The organism is Pseudomonas guariconensis (genome assembly GCF_015680235.1).
Classification (GTDB): Bacteria; Pseudomonadota; Gammaproteobacteria; order Pseudomonadales; family Pseudomonadaceae; genus Aquipseudomonas; species Aquipseudomonas guariconensis_A.
Genome location: NZ_JADLJL010000019.1, coordinates 43,645 through 64,367 on the forward strand (window position 1 = coordinate 43,645; position 20,723 = coordinate 64,367).

Here is a 20,723-nt window from a genome sequence, read left to right on the forward strand (position 1 = left end):
CCAACGGGGAGCACCGTCATGCATTCAACCGCGCAGTTCCGCAGTTTTGCCGAGTTCTACCCGTATTATCTGGGCGAACACAGCAACCCCACCTGCCGTCGGCTGCACTTCGTCGGCACCAGTCTGGTCATCGCGCTGCTCGCCTATACGTTCGCCAGCGGCAAGTGGTTGCTGTTGCTGGCCGTGCCGCTCGCAGGCTATGGCTTTGCCTGGGTCGGGCATTTCTTTTTCGAAAAGAACCGCCCCGCCACCTTCACCCATCCGCTGTACAGCCTGATTGGCGACTTCGCCATGTTCCGCGACATCCTGCGCGGTAAGGTCAGCCTATAGGCATCGACTAGACGGGCTCGCGCAAGGTCGCCGTCCGTTCGGCCTCACGCGCCTGTGCGTCGGCCAGGCGATACAACTCGATTTGCCCGTCCCAGTGCTCGATCAGTGCAGTGCAGGATTCCACCCAATCGCCACAGTTGAGGTACTCGACCTCGCCGACTCGGCGAATCTCGGCATGGTGGATATGCCCGCAGACCACGCCGTGGAAACCACGCCGGGTGCACTCGTGGGCGATGGCATCCTCGAAATCGCTGATGAAGTTCACCGCGCCCTTGACCTTGTGCTTGAGGTAGGCCGACAGCGACCAATAGCCATAGCCGTAGCGGGCGCGCCAGTGATTGAGCCAACGGTTGAGCACGAGGGTGAACTCGTAGGCACGGTCGCCCAGGAACGCCAGCCAGCGATGGTAGCGGGTGATCACGTCGAACTGGTCGCCGTGGATCACCAGCAGGCGCCGGCCATCGGCGGTCAGGTGCTCGGCCTCGTCGACCAGGTGGATGTTGCCCAGGATCAACTTGGAGTAGCGACGCAGGAATTCGTCATGGTTGCCGGTGACGTAGATCACTTCGGTGCCGCGCTTGCTCAAGGTGAGCAGGCGGCGAATGACGTTGGTATGGGCCTGGGGCCAGTAGATGCCGCTGCGCAGCTTCCAGCCGTCGATGATGTCGCCGACCAGGTAAATGCGATCGGCGTGGTAGCGCTTGAGAAAATGCGCCAGGTGCTCGGCCTGGCAGTCCCGGGTGCCCAGGTGCACGTCGGAGATCCACAGGGTGCGCACGCGCTGCTTGCGTGACGGTTGGGCGAGTTCTACGTGGGACATGGGCAGGCTCCGGCACTGTTTGCTGGAGCCTGGCAGTTGTGCATGACAGGTTGGTGGCAGGCGTGTGACGACTGACCGGTGACGACCGTTGCAGGTGTACACTTGCCCTCTGCACTGCGAGGAGCCCCCATGACCGCCGGCCCGATCCTTTCCCTGCGCCATTACCGCCACGACCTGATCGCCCACAGCCACGAGCACCCGCAACTGGTGTTCGGCCTGGGCGGGCGGCTGGATTTCGAAGTCCAGGGCCGCGGCGCACAAGTCGACCGACAAGGCTTGATGGTGGTGCCGGCTGGTGCCCATCACGCCTGCGGCAGCCCCTCGGGCAGCCGTTGCCTGGTGCTGGATGTCCCGGGCGAGCACTGGCTTCACGAACAACTGGGAAACCATGCCGATGCCAGCCGCCGGCTGCTCGACAAACCCGGCGCCCTGAGCCTGGACAACCGCCAGCAGCAACTGGTCGACTGGCTCGCCAGCAGCCCGGTGGACGATCCGCTGATCGCGCGGCAGGGCGCGGTCCTACTGCTGGCCAGCCTCAATGCACAGGACGCCCCCTCCCTGGTGCAGCGACGCCTGCCCTACGCCGCGTTCGATGCCCACATCGAGCAGCATGCCGCCCACCCGCTGCAGGTCGCCGACCTGGCGCGCCTGGCCGGTCTCTCCAACGCACGCCTGCATGCACGTTTCGCCGCCGAATGCGCCATGACCCCCATGGACTACATTCGCCAGCGCCGCCTGCTCAAGGCCCGCCGCCTGTTGAAGGAAACCCGACTGTCCATCGGCGAAATCGCCGCGCAAGTCGGCTACAGCTCCCAGAGTGCCTTCTCGGCTGCCGTACTGCGCGATTTCGGTTGCTCGCCGATGGCCTTGCGCCGCGAGCCTGGCGACAATTGACGCGAGGATCGCGACAGACAGCGGGTGATGGTCCTCGTAGACTGGCCCTTCGGTATCGAGCCCAATCGCAGGACTGCACCTATTCAAGGTGACTACTGTCATCACAAGGACCAGCATGAACCACCGCACCGCCCTCGGCGCCCTGCACATCGGCGCCCTCTTCTTCGGCCTCACCGGGGTCTTCGGCAAGCTGGCGACCAGCGCCAGCCCTACGATTATCGTGTTCGGCCGCGCGGCCTTCGCCGTGCTCGCCCTGGGGCTGTTCGCCAGCCTGGCACGCCAGGGCTGGCAGCGCCTGCAGGCCCAGGACCTGCGCCGCCTATTGCTCGGCGGCGTGTTGCTGGCCAGTCACTGGGTGAGCTTCTTTATTGCCGTCAAGGTCGGCGGCGTGGCCATCGCAACCTTGGGCTTCGCCGGCTTCCCAGCGTTCACGGTAATCCTCGAAGGTTTGCTGTTCCGTGAGCGCATCCGCCGTAACGAAGCTGTGTTGGTGCTGCTGGTGAGCATCGGCCTGATGCTGGTCACGCCCGCCTTCGACCTGGCCAGCGAGGCCACCGGCGGGCTGCTCTGGGCCTTGCTCTCCGGCCTGCTGTTCTCGCTGCTGTCGCTGACCAACCGGGCCGGCTCCGGGCGCCTGCCTGCGGTACAGGCCGCGCTGTGGCAAAACCTGGTGGTCGCCCTGTGCCTGCTGCCGGTGGCCGCGCCGGGGCTGACCGCCGTGAAGCCCATGGACTGGCTATGGATCGGCTTGCTGGGTATTTTCTGCACCGGTGTCGCCCACAGCCTGTTCGTCGCCAGTCTGTCGGTGATCAAGGCGCGCACGGCGGCGGTGGTGTTCGGCATGGAGCCGGTCTATGGCATCGCCGTGGCCTGGGTGGTGTTCGCCGAAACGCCGACCCTGCGCATGCTGGCAGGCGGCGCGCTGATCATCTTCGCCATCGTGTTGTCCAGTCGCATGGCCGCCGAGCAGCCGCCCAGGCAGCGGCCCGTGGCCGAGGGCGCCTGATCAGCGATCGTTGTGGCCAAGGTCGCGCTGTGGGTCGATCTGGTCGCGCACCCGTTGCTTGAGCACCTTGGCTTCGGGGAAGCCGCCATCGGCCTTGCGCTCCCAGAGCTGCGTGCCGTCGCAGGTAATACGGAACACGCCACCGGTGCCCGGCTCCAGGGCCACGCGGCCCAGATCGTCGGCAAAGGTGCTGAGCAGTTCCTGGGCCAGCCAGGCGGCTCGCAGCAGCCATTGGCACTGGGTGCAATACGTGATGACGATTTCGGGCTTGGCCTGGGGCATGGCAGCGCGTCTCCTTCGGGGATGAGCCGCTTATACTAGCGGTCTTTGCCCACGGTTTTGAGACTCACGATGCGCCGCTTGCTGTTCTGCCTTTTACTGACGCTCACCTCCTTCGCCACCCTGGCCGCCGAACCGGCCAGGCCCAAGGTCGGCCTGGTGTTGTCCGGCGGCGCTGCCCGGGGCCTGGCCCATATTGGCGTGCTCAAGGCCCTGGAAGAACAAAGGGTGCACATCGATGCCATCGCCGGCACCAGCATGGGGGCGGTGGTCGGCGGGCTGTATGCCTCCGGCTACAGTGTCGAGGAGCTGGAGAAACTCGCCACCACGCTCGACTGGCAGCAGGCCCTCTCCGACGCCCCACCGCGCAAGGACGTCCCCTTCCGGCGCAAGCAGGACGACCGTGACTTCTTGGTCAAGCAGAAGCTGAGCTTTCGCGACGATGGCAGCCTGGGCCTGCCGCTGGGCGTGATTCAAGGCCAGAACCTCTCCCTGCTGCTGGAAAGCAAGCTGGCCCACACCGCCGACACCCGCGACTTCGACAAGCTGCCGATCCCCTTCCGCGCCGTGGCCACCGACATCGCCAGCGGCGAAAAGGTGGTGTTTCGCCGGGGCCACCTGCCCCAGGTGATCCGCGCCAGCATGTCGATCCCGGCGGTATTCGCCCCGGTCGAGCTGGACGGCCGCCTGCTGGTGGACGGCGGCATGGTCGACAACATCCCCCTGGATGTCGCACGGGACATGGGCGTGGATCTGGCCATCGTGGTCGACATCGGCAGCCCGCTGCGTGACCGCAAGCAACTGGCCACGGTGGTCGATGTGCTCAACCAGTCGATCACCCTGATGACCCGGCGCAACTCCGAGGAACAATTGGCCAGCCTGCGCCAGGACGACATCCTCATCCAGCCGCCTCTGGCCGCTTTCGGCGTCACCGATTTCGGCCGTGCCCAGGACATGATCGATGCTGGCTACCGCGCCACCCGAGCCCTCGATACCCGCCTGGCCGGCTTGCACAACGCCGAAGGCGACAGCGGCCTGGCGGTGGCCCGCTCGCCGCGCCAGCGCCGGCCGGTGATCACCGCGATCAAGGTGGAGAACGACTCGAAGGTCAGCGACGACGTGATCCGCTACTACATCCGCCAACCCCTGGGCGAACCCTTGGAGCTGGACCGCCTACAGACCGACATGGGTACCCTCTATGGCCTGGACTACTTCGACCGGGTGCAATACCGGGTGGTGCACAAGGGCGACGACAACACCCTGGTGATCAATGCCCGCGGCAAGCGCGGCGGCACCGACTACCTGCGCCTGGGCCTGAACCTGTCGGACGACATGCGCGGCGACAGCGCCTTCAACCTTGGCGCCAGCTATCGGGTCAACGGCATCAACCAGCTGGGCGCCGAATGGCTGACCCGCGCCCAGATCGGCGACCAGCAGGAGCTGTACAGCGAGTTCTATCAGCCACTGGACGTGGGGTCGCGCTACTTCATCGCGCCCTACCTGGACCTCGGCTCGCAGAACATCGAGGCCACGCTGGACAACGACCCGGTGGCCGAATACCGCCTGGAGCGCTACGGCTTCGGCCTAAACCTGGGCCGGCAGATCGGCACCTATGGCGAAGTTCGCCTGGGGGTGGGCAAGGCGTGGGGGGAAGCCGAGGTGCGCATCGGCGACCAGGACCTGCCCAAGGTCAGCTTCAATGAAGGCTTCTATGAGCTGAAGTACTCTTTCGACACCTTCGACAATGTCTATTTCCCGCACAGCGGCGAGGACATCGGCCTGACGCTACGCAAGTACGACAAGTCCCTGGACTCGGACCACGACTACCGCCAATGGCAGCTCAAGCTCGACAAGGCTTTCAGCAGCGGGCCCAACTCCTGGGTGCTGGGCGGGCGCTACGGGCGCACATTGGACGATGCGGAAGTGGTGACGTCGAGCTTCGTATTCGGCGGTGCCAGGCAACTGTCGGGCTTTCGCCAGGACTCGGTCTCCGGGCAGAACATCAGCCTGATGCGCATGGTCTACTACCGCCGGCTGACTCCGCGCGCCTACCTGCCCCTGGATTTCCCGCTGTACCTGGGCGGCTCATTGGAGCGGGGTCGGGCGTGGAACAACGACAATGAATTCGACAGTGGCTATATCAACGCGGCGAGTATCTTCCTGGGCCTGGAAACGCCGCTTGGGCCGTTGAACATCAGCTATGGGGCCAACAGCGAGCACCAGAAGGCGGTGTACCTGAACCTGGGGCACACCTTCTGAAACCCCACGCGCCCTTGTAGGCGGCTTGCCCCGCGAAAGGGCTGCACAGCAGCCCATTTCATTCGTTCAAGACTTCTCGAGGTTCGCCAGAATCTTCGCATGCACACGCATGCAGACCTCCAGGTCAGCCTCATCGACCCCGGTGAACAGCTCCTGGCGCAGGGCATTGGCGATGGTCTCGATCTGCTCGATCAATGGCTTGGCCGGTGGGCACAGCAGGATCTTCTTGGCGCGCCGATCTTCCATCACCGCCTGGCGCCGTACCAGCCCCTGGCTTTCCAGGCTGTCGAGCAAACGCGCCAGGGTCGGCCCTTCGACGCCTACGCTCTGGGCCAGTTCACGCTGGGTGGGGGCATCGTCGAATCGGGCCAGGTGCAGCAGCACCAGCCAGCGGGCCTGGGACAGATTGAGGCCGGCCAGGCGGCGGTCCAGCTCGGCGCGCCAGCCGCGGGACATCTGGGCCAGCTGCATGCCGAAGCGGTGTTGGTTATCGGTCAGGGGCATAAGTGACTCTATGAACAGAACTAATTATTAGCCAGCTAACCATGGCCCGCGCTAACAGGCAAGGTTCGTGGGCGCCAGCGTGTCCGGGAATCGTCAAAAAGCATGACAAGAATCAGCTACAGCTCGAACTCGGCCGCCAACGCCGCACGTACGCAGTGCAGCACCCCCTCCGGCACACGCGGGCCGAACAGCGCCGAGACCGTGGCCACCGGCGGCAGCTCGCCCTCGCCGTCGAGGAAGGCGTCCTGCACCTCCATCAACAACTCTTCTGGCAGGTCAAGCGCCTGCTCAAGGGTTAGCTCCTGACGGCCGAGGGCCTCGGCCAACAGGCTGTAGACGTTCTTTTCGCTGCAATTGAGCTGGCCAGCGATCTGTGCCGGGGTCATGCCGGCACGGGCCAGGCTGACCAGCTCATGGCGCAGGTCCAGTACCACCTTCGGCGCTTCTTCGCCCTCCCCACCGTTGAGCACATCGAGGAAGGCCTCGCCGTAGCGCTCGAGCTTGCGCGCCCCCACGCCGCTGACCTGGGCCATCTCGCTGAGGCTGGTCGGCTGGCTGCGCAGCATTTCCAGCAGCGTCGAGTCGGGGAAGATGACATAGGGCGGCACGCTGTGTTCGGCGGCCAGCTTGCGCCGCAGGGCGCGCAGGGCTTCCCACAGCTCGCGCTCCTCGGCCCGCACCAACTGGCTGGCCGGGCTGCCACCGCCGGAGGACTTGGCCACGGTCTGGGGCTTGAGGTCGCGGCGCAGCTGCAGGTTCACCTCGCCGCGCAGCAATGGCCGGCAACTGTCGGACAAACGCAGGCCACCGTAGCCTTCCAGGTCGATGTCCACCAGCCCGCGTGCCACCAACTGGCGGAACAGCGAGCGCCACTCGTGCTCGCTCAGCGCCTTGCCGACGCCGAAGACCGACAGTTTTTCGTGGCCGAAATTGCGCACCTTCTCGGTGTCCTTGCCCACCAGCACATCCACCAGGTGGCCCACACCATAGCGCTGGCCGGTGCGGTACACCGCCGACAAGGCCTGACGTGCCGGCTCGGTGGCGTCCCAGGTCTGCACCTGGTCGACGCAGTTGTCGCAATGCCCACACGGTTGTTCGAGCACTTCATCGAAATAGGCCAGCAGGGACTGGCGACGACAGCGGGTTTCCTCGCACAGGGCCAGCATGGCGTCGAGCTTGTGCTGCTCGATGCGCTTGTGGCGCTCGTCACCCTCGGAGTTCTGCAGCATCTGCTTGAGCATCACCATGTCCTGCAGGCCGTAGGCCATCCAGGCGTCGGACGGCAGGCCGTCACGGCCGGCACGGCCGGTTTCCTGGTAATAGGCCTCCATCGATTTGGGCAGGTCGAGGTGGGCGACGAAGCGCACGTTGGGTTTGTCGATGCCCATGCCGAAGGCAATGGTGGCGACCATGATCAGGCCTTCCTCGTTGAGGAAGCGGTGCTGGTTGGCCGAACGCGTCTCGGCGGCAAGGCCGGCATGGTACGGCAGGGCCGGGAACCCCTGTTCGCAGAGGAAGGCCGCGGTTTCGTCGACCTTCTTGCGCGACAGGCAATAGACGATGCCGGCGTTGCCGCGGCGCTCGCCGAGGAATGCCATCAGCTGCTTGCGTGGCGACTCCTTGGGCACGATGCGGTAGAAGATGTTGGGCCGGTCGAAACTCGACAGGAAGCGTTCGGCGCCCTGAAGGTGCAGGCGCTGGACGATTTCTTCGCGGGTGCGCATGTCGGCGGTGGCGGTCAGGGCGATGCGCGGCACATGGGGGAACAGCTCGGCCAGCTGGCCCAGTTGCAGGTATTCCGGCCGGAAGTCATGGCCCCATTGCGAGACGCAGTGAGCCTCGTCGATGGCGAACAGGGCGATGTCCAGGGTGCGCAGGAACTCCAGCATGCGCGGCTGCACCAGGCGCTCAGGGGCCAGGTAGAGCATCTTCACCTCGCCGCGGCGCAGGCGCCCGGCCAGTTCACGCTGCTGTTCGGGGCTCAGGGTGGAGTTCAGCGCAGCGGCGGCCACGCCCAGTTCATCGAGGGTGGCGACCTGGTCGTCCATCAGCGCGATCAGCGGCGAGACCACCACCGCAAGCCCCGGGCGCAGCAAGGCCGGGACCTGGAAGCACAGCGACTTGCCGCCGCCGGTGGGCATCAGCACCAGGGCATCGCCACCACTGGCCACGCATTCGATGATCGCTGCCTGGCGCCCCCGGAAACTGTCGTAACCGAAGATGTCCTTGAGGACGCGCTGAGCCTGTTCGAGCATTGAAAACTCCAAAATCGCCATACCATCCTGGACACAGGCTGGACGAAAAATCCGCGGGGCACACTCACGAATGCGTAAGCGGCTTTTGCCGGAGGGCCGGGAAACGGCGCCCCTGGATGAAAAATCGCGGATTATACCCCAGTGCCTGCTCATGCAGGGGCCCCAGGCGCCTTCCTGCGACAGACGTTCCCTTTGCCCCCCAGCCGCCGCAAGGTGCTAGAATTCGTTATCGTTTATTCCCCAAGGTAGCCCTGTAATGTCCTTCGCCGAGCAACTGACCCGCCTGCAAGCCTTCCTCGACGCCGACGAGCTGCACGAAGAAGCGCTGGACTACGTCGCCGCCCACGGCTACCTGACCGCGCTGTCGATCTGCTCGGAAGACGTTCCTGAGCGCGAATGGATCGACGCCCTGTTCGCCGAAGAACCCCATTACGCCAGCGAGGCCCAGCGCACCGAGATCGAGGCCACCCTGGTCGCGCTCAAGGCGCACATCGGCCGCCAGCTGGCCAGCGACGATGAATTCGAGCTGCCGTGCGACCTGGACCTGACCGACGAGCCGGACGACTCCGACCTGCGCGGCTGGTGCATCGGCTTCATGGAAGGCGTATTCCTGCGTGAAGAGGCCTGGTTCGAGAACGCCGAGGAGGAAGTCAGCGAGATGCTCTTGCCGATCATGGTCGGCTCGGGCCTGTTCGACGAACAGCCAGAGTTCGAAGACATCGCCAAGAACGCCAGCCTGCAGGACGACATGATCGTGCAAATCCCGGAAGCGCTCACCGCACTGTTCCTGCTGCTGCACGCCCCGGACGAGAAACCTGCCCTGCTCAAGCCGCGCCACCACTAAGCCGGTCATGCGCTACCTGCTGCTGGCCATCGGCTGGCTCAGCGTCGCGCTGGGGGTGTTGGGGATCTTCCTCCCGGTGTTGCCCACCACCCCGTTCCTGCTGCTGGCGGCGGCTTGCTTCGCCCGTAGTTCGCCGCGTTTTCATCACTGGTTGGTGAACCACCCCAAGCTGGGGCCGTGGATCCGCGACTACCTGAGCGGCCAGGGCATCCCGTTGCGAGGCAAGGTCTACGCCATCGGCCTGATGTGGGCCAGCATCGGGTTGTCGTGCTACCTGGTGCCGCTGTTCTGGGCACGCGTTTTCATGCTGTCCAGCGCGGTACTGGTCAGCCTGTACATCCTCAAGCAGAAAACCCTGCACCGGCCCGGCTGAGCGTCATTCGCCAAGGGTCGAGGGTTCGGATTCCACCACCAGTAACAAGCAGCCGTGGGGCGAACGCAGCCAGTGTTCGGAGCCGGGCGCATAGACCAGGCTGTCGCCGGCGCGGAACAGCTGGCCGTCGACATCCATCACCTCGCCTTCCAGTACCTGCAACAGCTCGACGGCTGCATGGCGGTGCGGTATCGAACGGCTACCGGGGGACATCTTCATCCAATAGGCCTGCCAGGGGCCGGCATCGGCCAGGGTCTTCCAGGAAACGCCGTGCAGGCGCTGGCCACCCAGGAGCATGGGCTGCCAAAGGGCCTGGGCGGGGCTGTGGACTTCGCGCTGGGGCATTGGGCTGATTCCGAAGAGGCTTGAGCCCAGTCTAGGAGACGGCCGATTGCCCAGCGCCACAGGTGCGACCCGCGCATATGCTCTGGCGCCGCTTATCGCTGACAAGCCGGTCCCTACCTGCCTTGCATGGCCTCTGTGGGAGCGGGCTTATCCCGCGATCAAGGGCGAAGCCCTTGTCATCAGCCGCGATGGCAGGCCCGCCCCAATCGCCGGCAAGCCGGCTCCCACAGGGATCGCGCCAGTTCTTGGACATTTCGCAAGGCAGTTGCTCCCACACGGGGTACCTTCATTCCCGGAGAGCCGCCTTACACCGTATCCACCTTCAGCGAATGGTCATTGAGCATCCCGTTGATGATGGTCGCCGTGTCCTGCCCTGCCGCGACCACTCCACCGGCACCTGCCGTCACGCCGTAATGCTGCGCCAGGTCGACACCGGCCAGGTCGATGGTCTGGGTTGGTGCGGCGCCAGCCACGCTGCTGACTTCGATGGTCGAGACCACATTGACACCCGAGCCTGAGACCTTGAAGTGCAGGTAGTCATCCAACGAGGCAGTAGTACCGTTTTCGCCCTGGAGCAGCTGCGACAGGTCGAGACGATCGCTGCCCGGGGTGAACGCCAGCACAGTGTCGTGCCCCATTTCGCCCTTCTGCCAGACGAAAGTGTCGTTGCCGCTGCCACCGTTGAGCGTATCGTCGCCTAGGCCGCCGAGCAGGACATCGTTGCCCGCGCCACCGTTCAGGGTGTCGTTGCCCAACCCGCCGATCAGCAGGTTATCGCCACCGTTGCCGGTCAGGGTGTCGTTGTAGTCCGAGCCGATCAGGTTCTCGATACCGTTCAGGGTATCGCTGCCGGCACCACCCGTGTTCTGCGCAGTGGTCAGGTTCAGGTTGACGGTCACGCCGCCGGTGGCCGAAGCGTAACTGGCAGTGTCGATGCCCGCACCGCCATCGAGCAGGTCATTGCCCGGGCCGCCGATCAGCAAGTCGTCGCCGCCGCCGCCGTAGAGCAGGTCGTCACCGCTGCCACCGACCAACACATCGTGGCCGAGGCCGCCGTGCAAGGTGTCGTTGCCGGCGCCGGCCAGCAGGGTGTTGTCGCCGTCGGTGCCGGTGAGCACGCTGCCGGCCTGGTAGGTGATATCGACATTGCCCGTGGCCGCGCCGCCATGGCCGTCACTGGTGGTGTAGGTGCCGTTGTATACCTCGTTCTGGGCATTGCTGTAGTCGATGGTCATGGTCAGCTTGTAGAACTCGGCACCCGAACCGAAGTTGCTGTCGGTCACGTTGCGTACCAGGATGGAATAGTCACCGCTATGGCTGGCCGTGAAGAAGTGGCCATCGGTAATGGGTTGATAATCGCCCACGTCATCCTTCCAGAACATCTGCAGGTTGCCGGTCGGCACGTCGTGGTCGAGGGTCAAGGTCTCGCCTTTTTTCAAGTGGACCGTCATGACATCCTGGTCGTTGGCATTGCTGGCTCCGACGTCCCGTACGAAGGCATCGACGATCAGCGCGGCGACCATGCTGTTGGCTGTGCCTCTGAAGGCACTGCGTGGCAGATCTTTGAAGCGGTTTGTCTGGCTCCCCCCCGTGCCGTTGAAATCGATGACCGGAATACCGTTGCCCACGCTGAAACCTTCGCCCTTGACGGAGAAACCGGTGTCGAAGGTGATCGGCGAGGCCGTGAGCTTGTCGTTATCCGCATCGCTGTCGTTGGCCAGCAGCACCTCGGCCGGAACGGTGATGCTGGCCCCGGTGATGTTGGTGATGATGTGGTCGGCGCCAGCGACAGGCGCGGTATTGGTGTAGATGTTCACCGTCAGGGTGGCACTGCTGGGATCGCCGTCGTTGTCGCTGACGGTGAAGCCGAAGTTTTCCTGTTGGGTTACGCCGGTATCCTTGGGCGGGGTGTAGATGAAGTCCCCGGTGTCCATGTCCACCAGCAGCGTGCCGCCCAGGTTGGTCTTGATGTTGAAGGTATTGGTGGCGGTATCGAAAGTGCCGTGATCCGCCCCACCGCTGGCTGTGTAGGAACCTTCGCCACCGTTGGCCTTGGGATCGTAGGTGTAGGTGGTGCCATCGACCACCAGCGCCTTGATGAAGCCGCCATCGGCCCCCAGCTCGCCGCCACTGAGCAGGCTACCGGTGATCGGTGCACCCAGCACCGTGCCGGACAGTACAGCATTCAGTTGGTTGAGGTCGGTGACCACGACCGAATTGGTATCGGTGTGGGTGCTGCCGTCGTAGGCCAACGGGTTGAGGTTGCCCTCGTTCACACCACTGCCAAGGCCAATGGCGTAGGACTTGATGCCATTGTCGTCGAGGAACGTTTCCCAACTGGCTTCCCTGTCGGCGGTGATGCTGTGGCCGCTGGTCGGTTCACCATCGGAGAAGAAGTACGAGATATTCTGGGCACCGGCCAGTTTGCCGCTAGCCACGAAGGCCGTCTTGGCAACGTTGACGGCTGAGTCGTAGTAGGTCGCCCCACCGGCGCTCAGGCCATTGACGATGTTCTTGGCCTGGGTGAGCGATACCCACACCGAGGACTCCTGCGTTGCGCCATCGGAGAAGGTGACGATCTGCACCTTGATGTCGCCCATCTCGTCATACTTGTCGAGCAAGGCGTTGATCGCCTGCTTGGCCAATTGCAGACGGGTCAGGCCTGGTACGCCTGAGGCAAAGTCCATGCTGCCAGAGACATCGATCACCAGCAGCAGGTTGGAATCCACCTGGCCTGGGGAAACGGCGCGCTCGGCATCGACTGCCGAAGGCACATCGTCGACGATGGTGACGTCGATGCTGCCATTGGCGATGCTGCCGTCGGTGTCGGTCGCGCTGACGGCGAGGCTTTCACTCAGGTTGTTGGTGCCGTTGGCGTCCGGGTGGGTGGCATTGTCGGCCAGTGTGTAGCTGTAGCTCACCACGCCGGTGCTGGGGTTGTAACCGGTGATGGTCAAGGTGTTGCCCAGATCGGTCGTCGCCGATTGCGGGAAGCCTGCCACCACACCGCCGCTGACCACAGCGATGCCGCCGACTGTCAGGGTGTCCAGCCCGTCCAGGGCGGTGACGGTGAAGCTGCCGCTCTGGGTGAGTTCGCCTGCGTCAGGGCTGGTGCCGTCGGCAAGATGCTTCTCATAGACGATCAGTTCGCCGCCGGTGATGTCCAGGCCTGTGAAGGTGACTGGGTTGTCGAGGTTGGTGATGTTCAATTCCAGCACTGCAGTGCGCACATCACCGTCGGCATCGGTCAGCGTATAGGTGAACTGTTCTATGCCACTGCCACCACCATGCAGGTTGAAGAAGTCGGGGTCGCTGGTATTGAGTGTGTAGGTGTAGGAACCATTGGCCGACAGCACCAGGGTGCCGTAGGTGCCCACGAAGGTGCCGGCGGTGATCGGGCCACTCGGGACGCGGTCGGCGCCTTGGATATCGTTGCTCAGCACATTGCCGGTCAGCGTGGTGTGCTGCTCGGTGGCGGTTTCGAGGTTGCTGTCACCCACGGCAGTCGGCAGGTCGTCGATGATGTTCACATCGAGGTTGCCGGTGGCCGTGCTGCCGTCGGTGTCGGTAGCCGTTACCGTGAAGCTTTCGCTCAGGCTGTTGGCCTCATTGGCGTTCGGGTGGGCTTCGTTGTCGGTCAGCGTGTAGCTGTAGCTCACCACACCAGTGCTGGCGTTGTAACCGGTGATGGTGAGGGTGTTGCCCAGTCCCGTCGTGACCGACTGCGGGAAGCCTGCGACCACGCCGCCGCTGACGACGGTAATGCCACCTACGGTCAGGGTTTGCAGGCCATCCAGCGCCGTGACGGTAAAGGTACCGGTCTGGGTCAAGGCCGGGGTGTCCGGTGCACTGCCTTCGCCCAGGTTTTTCTCATAGACGGTTAGTTCACCGCCTTGTACGCCCAGACCGTCCAGAGTGACCGGATCGTTGAGGTTGGTGACGTTCAGCTCCAACACTGCAGTGCGCACATCACCGTCGGCATCGGTCAGCGTATAGGTGAATTGTTCTATACCGCTGCCACCACCATGCAGGTTGAAGAAGTCGGGGTCGCTGGTGTTGAGCGTGTAGGTGTAGGAACCATCGGCAGAGAGCACCAGGGTGCCGTAGGTACCCACGAAGGTGCCGGCGGTGATCGGGCCACTCGGGACGCGGTCGGCGCCTTGGATATCGTTGCTTAGCACATTGCCGGTGAGCGTGGTGTGCTGCTCGGTAGCGGTTTCGAGGTTGCTGTCACCTACGGCAGTCGGCAGGTCGTCGATGATGTTCACATCGAGGTTGCCGGTGGCTGTGCTGCCGTCGGTGTCGGTGGCCGTTACCGTGAAGCTTTCGCTCAGGCTATTGGCTTCGTTGGCAGTTGGATGGGCTTCGTTGTCAGTCAGCGTGTAGCTGTAGCTCACTACGCCAGTGCTGGCGTTGTAGCCGGTGATGGTCAGAGTATTGCCGAGTCCCGTCGTGACCGACTGTGGGAAGCCCGCGACCACGCCGCCGCTGACGACGGTAATGCCACCTACGGTCAGGGTTTGCAAGCCATCCAGGGAGGTGACTGTGAAGGAACCCGTCTGAGTCAGCGCCCCAGCATTAGGGCTGCTACCGTCGCCCAGGTTCTTCTCGTAGACGGTTAGTTCACCGCCTTGTACACCCAGACCGTCCAGAGTGACCGGATCGTTGAGGTTGGTGACGTTCAGCTCCAGCACTGCAGTGCGCACATCACCGTCGGCATCGGTCAGCGTATAGGTGAATTGTTCTATACCGCTGCCGCCGCCGTGCAGATTGAAGAAGTCGGGGTCGCTGGTGTTGAGTGTGTAGGTGTACGCGCCATTGGCCGACAGCACCAGAGTGCCGTAGGTGCCCACGAAGGTGCCGGCGGTGATCGGGCCGGAAGGTACTCGGTCGGCGCCCTGGGTATCGTTGCTCAGCACATTGCCGGTGAGCGTGGTGTGCTGCTCGGTGGCGGTTTCGAGGTTGCTGTCACCCACGGCAGTCGGCAGGTCGTCGATGATGTTCACATCGAGGTTGCCGGTGGCCGTGCTGCCGTCGGTGTCGGTAGCCGTGACCGTGAAGCTTTCGCTCAGGCTATTGGCTTCGTTGGCATTTGGATGGGCTTCGTTGTCAGTCAGCGTGTAGCTGTAGCTCACCACGCCAGTGCTGGCGTTGTAACCGGTGATGGTGAGGGTGTTGCCGAGTCCCGTCGTGACCGACTGCGGGAAGCCCGCGACCACGCCGCCGCTGACGACGGTAATGCCGCCCACGGTCAGGGTTTGCAGGCCATCCAGCGCCGTGACGGTAAAGGTACCGGTCTGGGTCAAGGCTGGGGTGTCCGGTGCACTGCCTTCGCCCAGGTTTTTCTCGTAGACGGTTAGTTCACCGCCATTCACGCCCAAACCATCTAAAGTGACCGGGTCATTGAGGTTGGTGACGTTCAGTTCCAGCACCGCAGTGCGTACATCGCCATCGGCATCGGTCAGCGTATAGGTGAACTGCTCTATGCCACTGCCGCCGCCGTGCAGATTGAAGAAGTCGGGGTCGCTGGTGTTGAGTGTGTAGGTGTAGGAACCATTGGCCGAAAGCACCAGGGTGCCGTAGGTACCCACGAAGGTGCCGGCGGTGATCGGGCCACTCGGGACGCGGTCGGCGCCCTGGGTATCGTTGCTCAGCACATTGCCGGTCAGCGTGGTGTGCTGCTCGGTAGCGGTTTCGAGGTTGCTGTCACCTACGGCAGTCGGCAGGTCGTCGATGATGTTCACATCGAGGTTGCCGGTGGCTGTGCTGCCGTCGGTGTCGGTAGCCGTTACCGTGAAGCTTTCGCTCAGGCTGTTGGCCTCATTGGCGTTCGGGTGGGCTTCGTTGTCAGTTAGTGTGTAGCTGTAGCTCACCACCCCGGTGCTGGCGTTGTAGCCCGTAATGGTGAGGGTGTTGCCCAGTCCAGTCGTCACCGATTGCGGGAAGCCCGCGACCACGCCGCCGCTGACGACGGTAATGCCACCTACGGTCAGAGTTTGCAAGCCATCCAGGGAGGTGACTGTGAAGGAACCCGTCTGAGTCAGCGCCCCAGCATTAGGGCTGCTACCGTCGCCCAGGTTCTTCTCGTAGACAGTCAGTTCACCGCCTTGTACGCCCAGGCCATCCAGAGTGACCGGATCGTTGAGGTTGGTGACGTTCAGCTCCAACACTGCAGTGCGTACATCGCCGTCGGCATCGGTCAGCGTATAGGTGAATTGTTCTATACCGCTGCCGCCGCCGTGCAGGTTGAAGAAGTCCGGGTCGCTGGTGTTGAGTGTGTAGGTGTACGCGCCATTGGCCGACAGCACCAGGGTGCCGTAGGTACCCACGAAGGTGCCGGCGGTGATCGGGCCACTCGGGACGCGGTCAGCACCCTGGGTATCGTTGCTCAGGACATTGCCGGTCAGTGTGGTGTGTTGCTCGGTGGCGGTTTCGAGGTTGCTGTCACCCACGGCAGTCGGCAGGTCGTCGATGATGTTCACATCGAGGTTGCCGGTGGCCGTGCTGCCGTCGGTGTCGGTAGCCGTGACCGTGAAGCTTTCGCTCAGGCTGTTGGCCTCATTGGCGTTCGGGTGGGCTTCGTTGTCAGTTAGTGTGTAGCTGTAGCTCACTACGCCAGTGCTGGCGTTGTAGCCGGTGATGGTCAGGGTATTGCCCTGCGGTGTGGTGATCGACTGCGGGAAGCCCGCCGTCACTCCACCACTGATTACGTTGATGCCTCCCACGACCAGCGCCTGCAAGCCATCTGGCGCTGTAATGGTGAACGAGCCGCCTTGAGTCAGCGCCCCAGCATCCGGGCTGCTGCCATCGCCAAGGTGTCTTTCCTGGACGACCAGCTCCCCACCATTCAGCTCCAGGCCGCCAAGGGTGACCGGGTCGTTGAGGTTGGCGACGTTCAACTGCAATGTCGCCGTGCTGACATCGCCATCGGCATCGGTCAGCGTATAGGTGAACTGTTCTATGCCACTGCCACCACCATGCAGGTTGAAGAAGTCCGGGTCGCTGGTATTGAGCGTATAGGTGTAGGAACCATCGGCAGAGAGCACCAGGGTGCCATAGGTGCCGACGAAGGTGCCGGCGGTGATCGGGCCACTCGGGACGCGGTCAGCACCCTGGGTATCGTTGCTCAGGACATTGCCGGTCAGTGTGGTGTGTTGCTCGGTGGCCGTGGTCGCGTTGCTGTCGGGCGCTGCGGTCGGCAGGTCGTCGATGATGTTCACATCGAGGTTGCCGGTGGCCGCACTGCCGTCGGTATCGGTCGCAACGACCGTGAAACTCTCGCCCAGGCCGTTGGCACCATTGGCGTTCGGGTGGGTTTCGTTGTCGATGAGCGTGTAGGTGTAGCTCACCACACCCGTGCTGGGGTTGTAGCCGGTGATGGTCAACGTGTTACCCAGCGCGGTGGTCAGCGACTGCGGGAAACCTGCCGTCAGGCCACCACTGACCACGGCGATGCCACCCACGGTCAGGTTTTGCAGGCCATCGGGCGCGGCCACGGTGAAGCTGCCGCCTTGCGTCAGTGCACCTGCGTCAGGGCTGCTGCCGTCGCCCAGGTTGCGCTCATGGACAGTCAGTTCGCCGCCGTTCACGTCAAGGCCACCCAAGGTGACCGAGTCATCAAGGTTGGTGACATCGAGCACCAGGGTTGCCGTGCTGGTATCGCCATCTGCATCGGTCAAGGTGTAGGTGAACTGCTCTACCCCAGTGCCACCGCCATGCAGGCTGATGAAATCCGGGTCGCTGCTGTTGAGCGTATAGGTGTAGGAACCATCGGCTTTGAGTACCAGGGTGCCGTAGGTCCCGACAAACGTGCCAGCCGTGATCGGCCCCTGCGGCACACGATCGGCCCCTTGTACATCGTTGGTCAGCACATTGCCGGTGAGCACCTGCTGGGTTTCATTCGCGCTGAGTGGGTTGCCGTCATCCACGGCCCGTGGCACATCGTCGACGATGCGCACATCCAGGCTGCCGCTGGCCACATCGCCGTCGGCATCACTGGCCTGCACGTTGAAATGTTCCGCCAACGCGTTTGCCCCATCTGCCGGAGAATGCCCATGGGCGCCCGTGAGGGTGTAGCTGTAGCTGACCGTACCGGTGGCCGGGTCGTAGCCGGTGATGGTCAGGACGTTGCCCAGCCCAGTGGTCAGCGACTGACCTACGCCAGTCACGACGCCACCGGTGACGACATTGATGCCACCGACATTGAGGTTGAACACACCGTCCGGAGCCAGCACCGTGAACGTACCGGCCTGGGTCAGCAAACCCGCGTTGCTGGCCGACCCCTGGGGCAGGTTGGCCTCGTTCAGAGTCAGCTCGCTGCCGGCCACGTCCAGGCCCTGCAGACTCACTGGATTGTCCAAGGCCGGCGGCCGCTCGTCATCGAACCGGATATCGCCGACATCGAGGTCTTCGAATTCGGGGATGCCGTTGAACCCCGCAGTGGGGAAGCCAATTACCGGATCCACACGGCCGGCGACTTCGGTCAGCAACACGAAACTGTGGCCGCCGCCCAAGGCACCAGGCGCGTTGCCACTATTGGGCCCGGCTGCAGTCGCTTCGGCGTCCTGGGTTGGGTCGGCGCCGGCAGCGATCGCCTTTTGCAGACGTTGCACATCGCTGAGGTCGGCCTCGGTAGGAGTCACCGCGTCAGGTGTGTGCACGTGACCTGCCCGATTGGCCAGCAACTGCGGTGTCAACTCCAGGCTGCTGTCGCGTCCCAGGGTGAGCTCGGCACCATTGCTCAGGCGCACCGCCACCGCTCCGGCGACGCCGGTCTCCAGTTGCTCCCCGGCGAACAGGCGGTCGCCTTCGACCAATAGGCGGCGGGTGCCGTCGCTGCCAACCGCGAATACCTGACCGACAATCTTGCTGACCACACCGAGTGATTTAGCCATGAATCCACGCCTCCATTGCTGCCGACGGGCTCCTGCAGCCTGAGGCCTGTCGAGGAAGTGCGGATCGGTCCGCCAGGCGCGTGATTGCACAGCGAATCACGACCATTGCCCGACGCTCGACGAGGAACACGACAAAACGAGATGGCCAGATGACACATGTCAATAAAATGTCGCCAAATATCATTTTGCCTGTATCCCTGCGCGACTCCCCTGCCCTATGCTGCAAGAAAAACGGGAACTTTTCCGAGAGGCCCGAAAAACAACGCCTAGCGCTGAATCACCGGACGACTTGAATAGAACAATGTCCGGTATTTCTTAGACCGCATAAGTTTTTTTTCGCATAACCCTTATGAAGAAATCTTCTTAGCTTGGCCAGTAAATGTTCTTAGCTGTGTTGTTACAAACCTGAAACGGTTTGATCCTCATTTTTCGCCATTTTTTTGGCGATTGCAGCACCTTTCAAGTCAGGGAGATGTACCCCATGCGCGTTCTAACCCCCATCACCAGTGCAATCCTGTTGGCCATGGCATGTTCCAGCGCCCAGGCGATGTCGATCACCGAGGCCGTCCAGAACGCTGTGGACCAGCATCCGGAGATCAGTGCCAGCCGTAACAGCCGGCTGTCCGCTGACGAGGATGTGAAATTCGCGCGCGGGGGTTACTACCCGACCGTAGATTTGGTCGCAGGCTACGGTCGCCAACGCTCGGACAACACCAATACCCGAGGCTTCAACGCCGATGGCTCGCGCAACCACAACAAGGAAACCCTGACCTATACCCAGTCGGAGCTGCGCCTGCGGCAAATGCTGTTCGACGGTTTCAACACCGCCAACGAAGTGGGCCGCACCGAAGCGGTGGCCAACTCACGCGCCTACTACACCCAGGCCACGGCCGAGACCGTGGCCCTACGCGCCATCGAGGTGTACCTGGAGGTGCTCAAGCGCCGTGAATTGGTGACCCTGGCCAAGAACAACCTGCAGGCACACCTGCGGGTCAACGACCAAATCGGCCTGCGCAGCGAACGCGGCGTGGGCAGCACTGCGGACCTGGACCAATCCCGTGCCCGCCGTGCCCTGGCCGAGAACAACCTGGACACCGCGGAGGTCGACCTGGCCGACGCTGAGGCCAACTTCTACAGCGTGGTCGGGCGCATGCCCGACGAGCTGGAAACGCCAGTGACCATCAAGGGCGAGATGCCTACCACCCTGGAGCAAGCGCGCCAGGGCATGCTGGAGAACAACCCCTACCTGAAATCGGCCCAGGCCGACGTGAATGCCGCCGAGCAGCAGTACGAAGTGGCCAAGTCGCCCTTCTACCCACGCCTGGACGCGGTACTGGCCACCGGCGCCAACAACAACACCGCCGGCCAGCGCGGCCACGACAATAACGACTGGCAGGCCGGCGTGGAGCTGAACTACAACCTGTTCCGCGGCGGTAGCGACAAGGCACGCCTGCAGTCCGACGCGCACAAGATCAACCAGGCCATGGACATTCGCAACAATGCCCTGCGCGAGCTCAACGAAAACCTGAGCCTGGCCTGGAACGCCATGAACAACGCACGCAAGCAGACCCCGACCGCCCGTGAGTACGCCGAGACCACCCAGCGCGTACGCGCGGCCTACCAGGACCAGTTCGGCCTCGGCCAGCGCACCTTGCTGGATGTGCTCGACAGCGAGAACGAACTGTACAACGCCAACCGCCGCTACACCGAGGTGCGCTACACCGAGGAGTTCTCGATGTACCGGGTGCTGGCGAACATGGGCGAGCTGCTGAGCAAGCAACGTGTCTCGTTGCCGCCGGAAGCCATTGCCAAGAGCGAAGTACGCAACGAAGCCCGGTTACCTGACATGCGGTAGTGTTCGCCCGCGCCAGGCTGTTCGTCCGGAACGGATTCCTCCCCCTGTGGCAGGAGTAGGCCATC

13 protein-coding genes are annotated in these 20,723 nt (G+C 63.5%); 7 read left to right on the forward strand and 6 right to left on the reverse strand.

Annotated elements, in window-relative coordinates:
• The first annotated feature begins 18 nt into the window (after nt 1-18).
• On the forward strand, nt 19-330 hold the full coding sequence (locus IRZ56_RS14570; protein ID WP_196145564.1) for a DUF962 domain-containing protein: 312 nt from the start codon (nt 19-21) through the stop codon (nt 328-330).
• Between the two features lie 7 nt (nt 331-337).
• On the opposite strand, the gene IRZ56_RS14575 is transcribed toward IRZ56_RS14570, so the two are convergent.
• Nucleotides 338-1,150: a UDP-2,3-diacylglucosamine diphosphatase gene (locus IRZ56_RS14575; RefSeq protein ID WP_196145565.1), complete on the reverse strand. Its 813-nt coding sequence runs from the start codon at nt 1,148-1,150 to the stop codon at nt 338-340.
• Nucleotides 1,151-1,279: 129 nt separating this feature from the next.
• On the opposite strand from IRZ56_RS14575, the gene IRZ56_RS14580 reads away from it, so the two are divergent.
• Nucleotides 1,280-2,044, forward strand: a complete 765-nt coding sequence (locus IRZ56_RS14580) for an AraC family transcriptional regulator (protein ID WP_196145566.1) — start codon at nt 1,280-1,282, stop codon at nt 2,042-2,044.
• A 115-nt stretch (nt 2,045-2,159) separates the two neighbouring features.
• Entirely contained in the window at nt 2,160-3,050 is an 891-nt protein-coding gene (locus tag IRZ56_RS14585) for a DMT family transporter (protein WP_196145567.1), read from the forward strand.
• Here IRZ56_RS14585 and IRZ56_RS14590 read toward each other — a convergent pair whose 3' ends face one another.
• Nucleotides 3,051-3,332: a SelT/SelW/SelH family protein gene (locus IRZ56_RS14590; RefSeq protein ID WP_196145568.1), complete on the reverse strand. Its 282-nt coding sequence runs from the start codon at nt 3,330-3,332 to the stop codon at nt 3,051-3,053. It lies immediately after the preceding gene.
• Nucleotides 3,333-3,401: 69 nt separating this feature from the next.
• Between IRZ56_RS14590 and IRZ56_RS14595 the strand changes: the two genes are divergently transcribed.
• A complete protein-coding gene (locus IRZ56_RS14595) occupies nt 3,402-5,588 on the forward strand; it encodes a patatin-like phospholipase family protein (protein WP_196145569.1) in 2,187 nt (728 codons plus the stop codon).
• Nucleotides 5,589-5,654: 66 nt separating this feature from the next.
• On the opposite strand, the gene IRZ56_RS14600 is transcribed toward IRZ56_RS14595, so the two are convergent.
• Together IRZ56_RS14600 and recQ are read right to left on the reverse strand one after the other, a co-directional pair.
• A complete protein-coding gene (locus IRZ56_RS14600) occupies nt 5,655-6,092 on the reverse strand; it encodes a MarR family transcriptional regulator (protein ID WP_196145570.1) in 438 nt (145 codons plus the stop codon).
• A gap of 116 nt (nt 6,093-6,208) precedes the next feature.
• The gene (gene recQ / locus IRZ56_RS14605) at nt 6,209-8,347 is read right to left on the reverse strand and encodes a DNA helicase RecQ (RefSeq protein WP_196145571.1); all 2,139 of its coding nucleotides are present in this window, start codon (nt 8,345-8,347) and stop codon (nt 6,209-6,211) included.
• 256 nt (nt 8,348-8,603) lie between these two features.
• Here recQ and IRZ56_RS14610 point away from each other — a divergent pair, with 256 nt between their 5' ends.
• A complete protein-coding gene (locus tag IRZ56_RS14610; protein ID WP_196145572.1) occupies nt 8,604-9,191 on the forward strand; it encodes a YecA family protein in 588 nt (195 codons plus the stop codon).
• A gap of 7 nt (nt 9,192-9,198) precedes the next feature.
• On the forward strand, nt 9,199-9,564 hold the full coding sequence (locus tag IRZ56_RS14615; protein ID WP_196145573.1) for a YbaN family protein: 366 nt from the start codon (nt 9,199-9,201) through the stop codon (nt 9,562-9,564).
• A 3-nt stretch (nt 9,565-9,567) separates the two neighbouring features.
• Here the strand turns inward: IRZ56_RS14615 and IRZ56_RS14620 are convergent, their stop codons facing one another.
• Both IRZ56_RS14620 and IRZ56_RS14625 read right to left on the reverse strand, forming a co-directional pair.
• Complete coding sequence (locus tag IRZ56_RS14620) at nt 9,568-9,909, reverse strand: cupin domain-containing protein (RefSeq protein WP_196145574.1); 342 nt, start codon at nt 9,907-9,909, stop codon at nt 9,568-9,570.
• Nucleotides 9,910-10,214: 305 nt separating this feature from the next.
• Nucleotides 10,215-18,803, reverse strand: a complete 8,589-nt coding sequence (locus IRZ56_RS14625; RefSeq protein ID WP_196145575.1) for a retention module-containing protein — start codon at nt 18,801-18,803, stop codon at nt 10,215-10,217.
• 481 nt (nt 18,804-19,284) lie between these two features.
• On the opposite strand from IRZ56_RS14625, the gene IRZ56_RS14630 reads away from it, so the two are divergent.
• A complete protein-coding gene (locus IRZ56_RS14630) occupies nt 19,285-20,658 on the forward strand; it encodes a TolC family outer membrane protein (protein ID WP_196145576.1) in 1,374 nt (457 codons plus the stop codon).
• Nucleotides 20,659-20,723: the final 65 nt, after the last annotated feature.

Coding starts and splice junctions, on each gene's coding strand:
- IRZ56_RS14580 (WP_196145566.1), top strand. CDS start 1,280: ATGACCGCCGGCCCGATCCTTTCCCTGCGCCATTACCGCCACGACCTG.
- IRZ56_RS14630 (WP_196145576.1), top strand. CDS start 19,285: ATGCGCGTTCTAACCCCCATCACCAGTGCAATCCTGTTGGCCATGGCA.
- IRZ56_RS14590 (WP_196145568.1), bottom strand. CDS start 3,332: ATGCCCCAGGCCAAGCCCGAAATCGTCATCACGTATTGCACCCAGTGC.
- IRZ56_RS14625 (WP_196145575.1), bottom strand. CDS start 18,803: ATGGCTAAATCACTCGGTGTGGTCAGCAAGATTGTCGGTCAGGTATTC.
- IRZ56_RS14615 (WP_196145573.1), top strand. CDS start 9,199: ATGCGCTACCTGCTGCTGGCCATCGGCTGGCTCAGCGTCGCGCTGGGG.
- IRZ56_RS14585 (WP_196145567.1), top strand. CDS start 2,160: ATGAACCACCGCACCGCCCTCGGCGCCCTGCACATCGGCGCCCTCTTC.
- IRZ56_RS14575 (WP_196145565.1), bottom strand. CDS start 1,150: ATGTCCCACGTAGAACTCGCCCAACCGTCACGCAAGCAGCGCGTGCGC.
- IRZ56_RS14595 (WP_196145569.1), top strand. CDS start 3,402: ATGCGCCGCTTGCTGTTCTGCCTTTTACTGACGCTCACCTCCTTCGCC.
- IRZ56_RS14610 (WP_196145572.1), top strand. CDS start 8,604: ATGTCCTTCGCCGAGCAACTGACCCGCCTGCAAGCCTTCCTCGACGCC.
- IRZ56_RS14620 (WP_196145574.1), bottom strand. CDS start 9,909: ATGCCCCAGCGCGAAGTCCACAGCCCCGCCCAGGCCCTTTGGCAGCCC.
- recQ (WP_196145571.1), bottom strand. CDS start 8,347: ATGCTCGAACAGGCTCAGCGCGTCCTCAAGGACATCTTCGGTTACGAC.
- IRZ56_RS14600 (WP_196145570.1), bottom strand. CDS start 6,092: ATGCCCCTGACCGATAACCAACACCGCTTCGGCATGCAGCTGGCCCAG.
- IRZ56_RS14570 (WP_196145564.1), top strand. CDS start 19: ATGCATTCAACCGCGCAGTTCCGCAGTTTTGCCGAGTTCTACCCGTAT.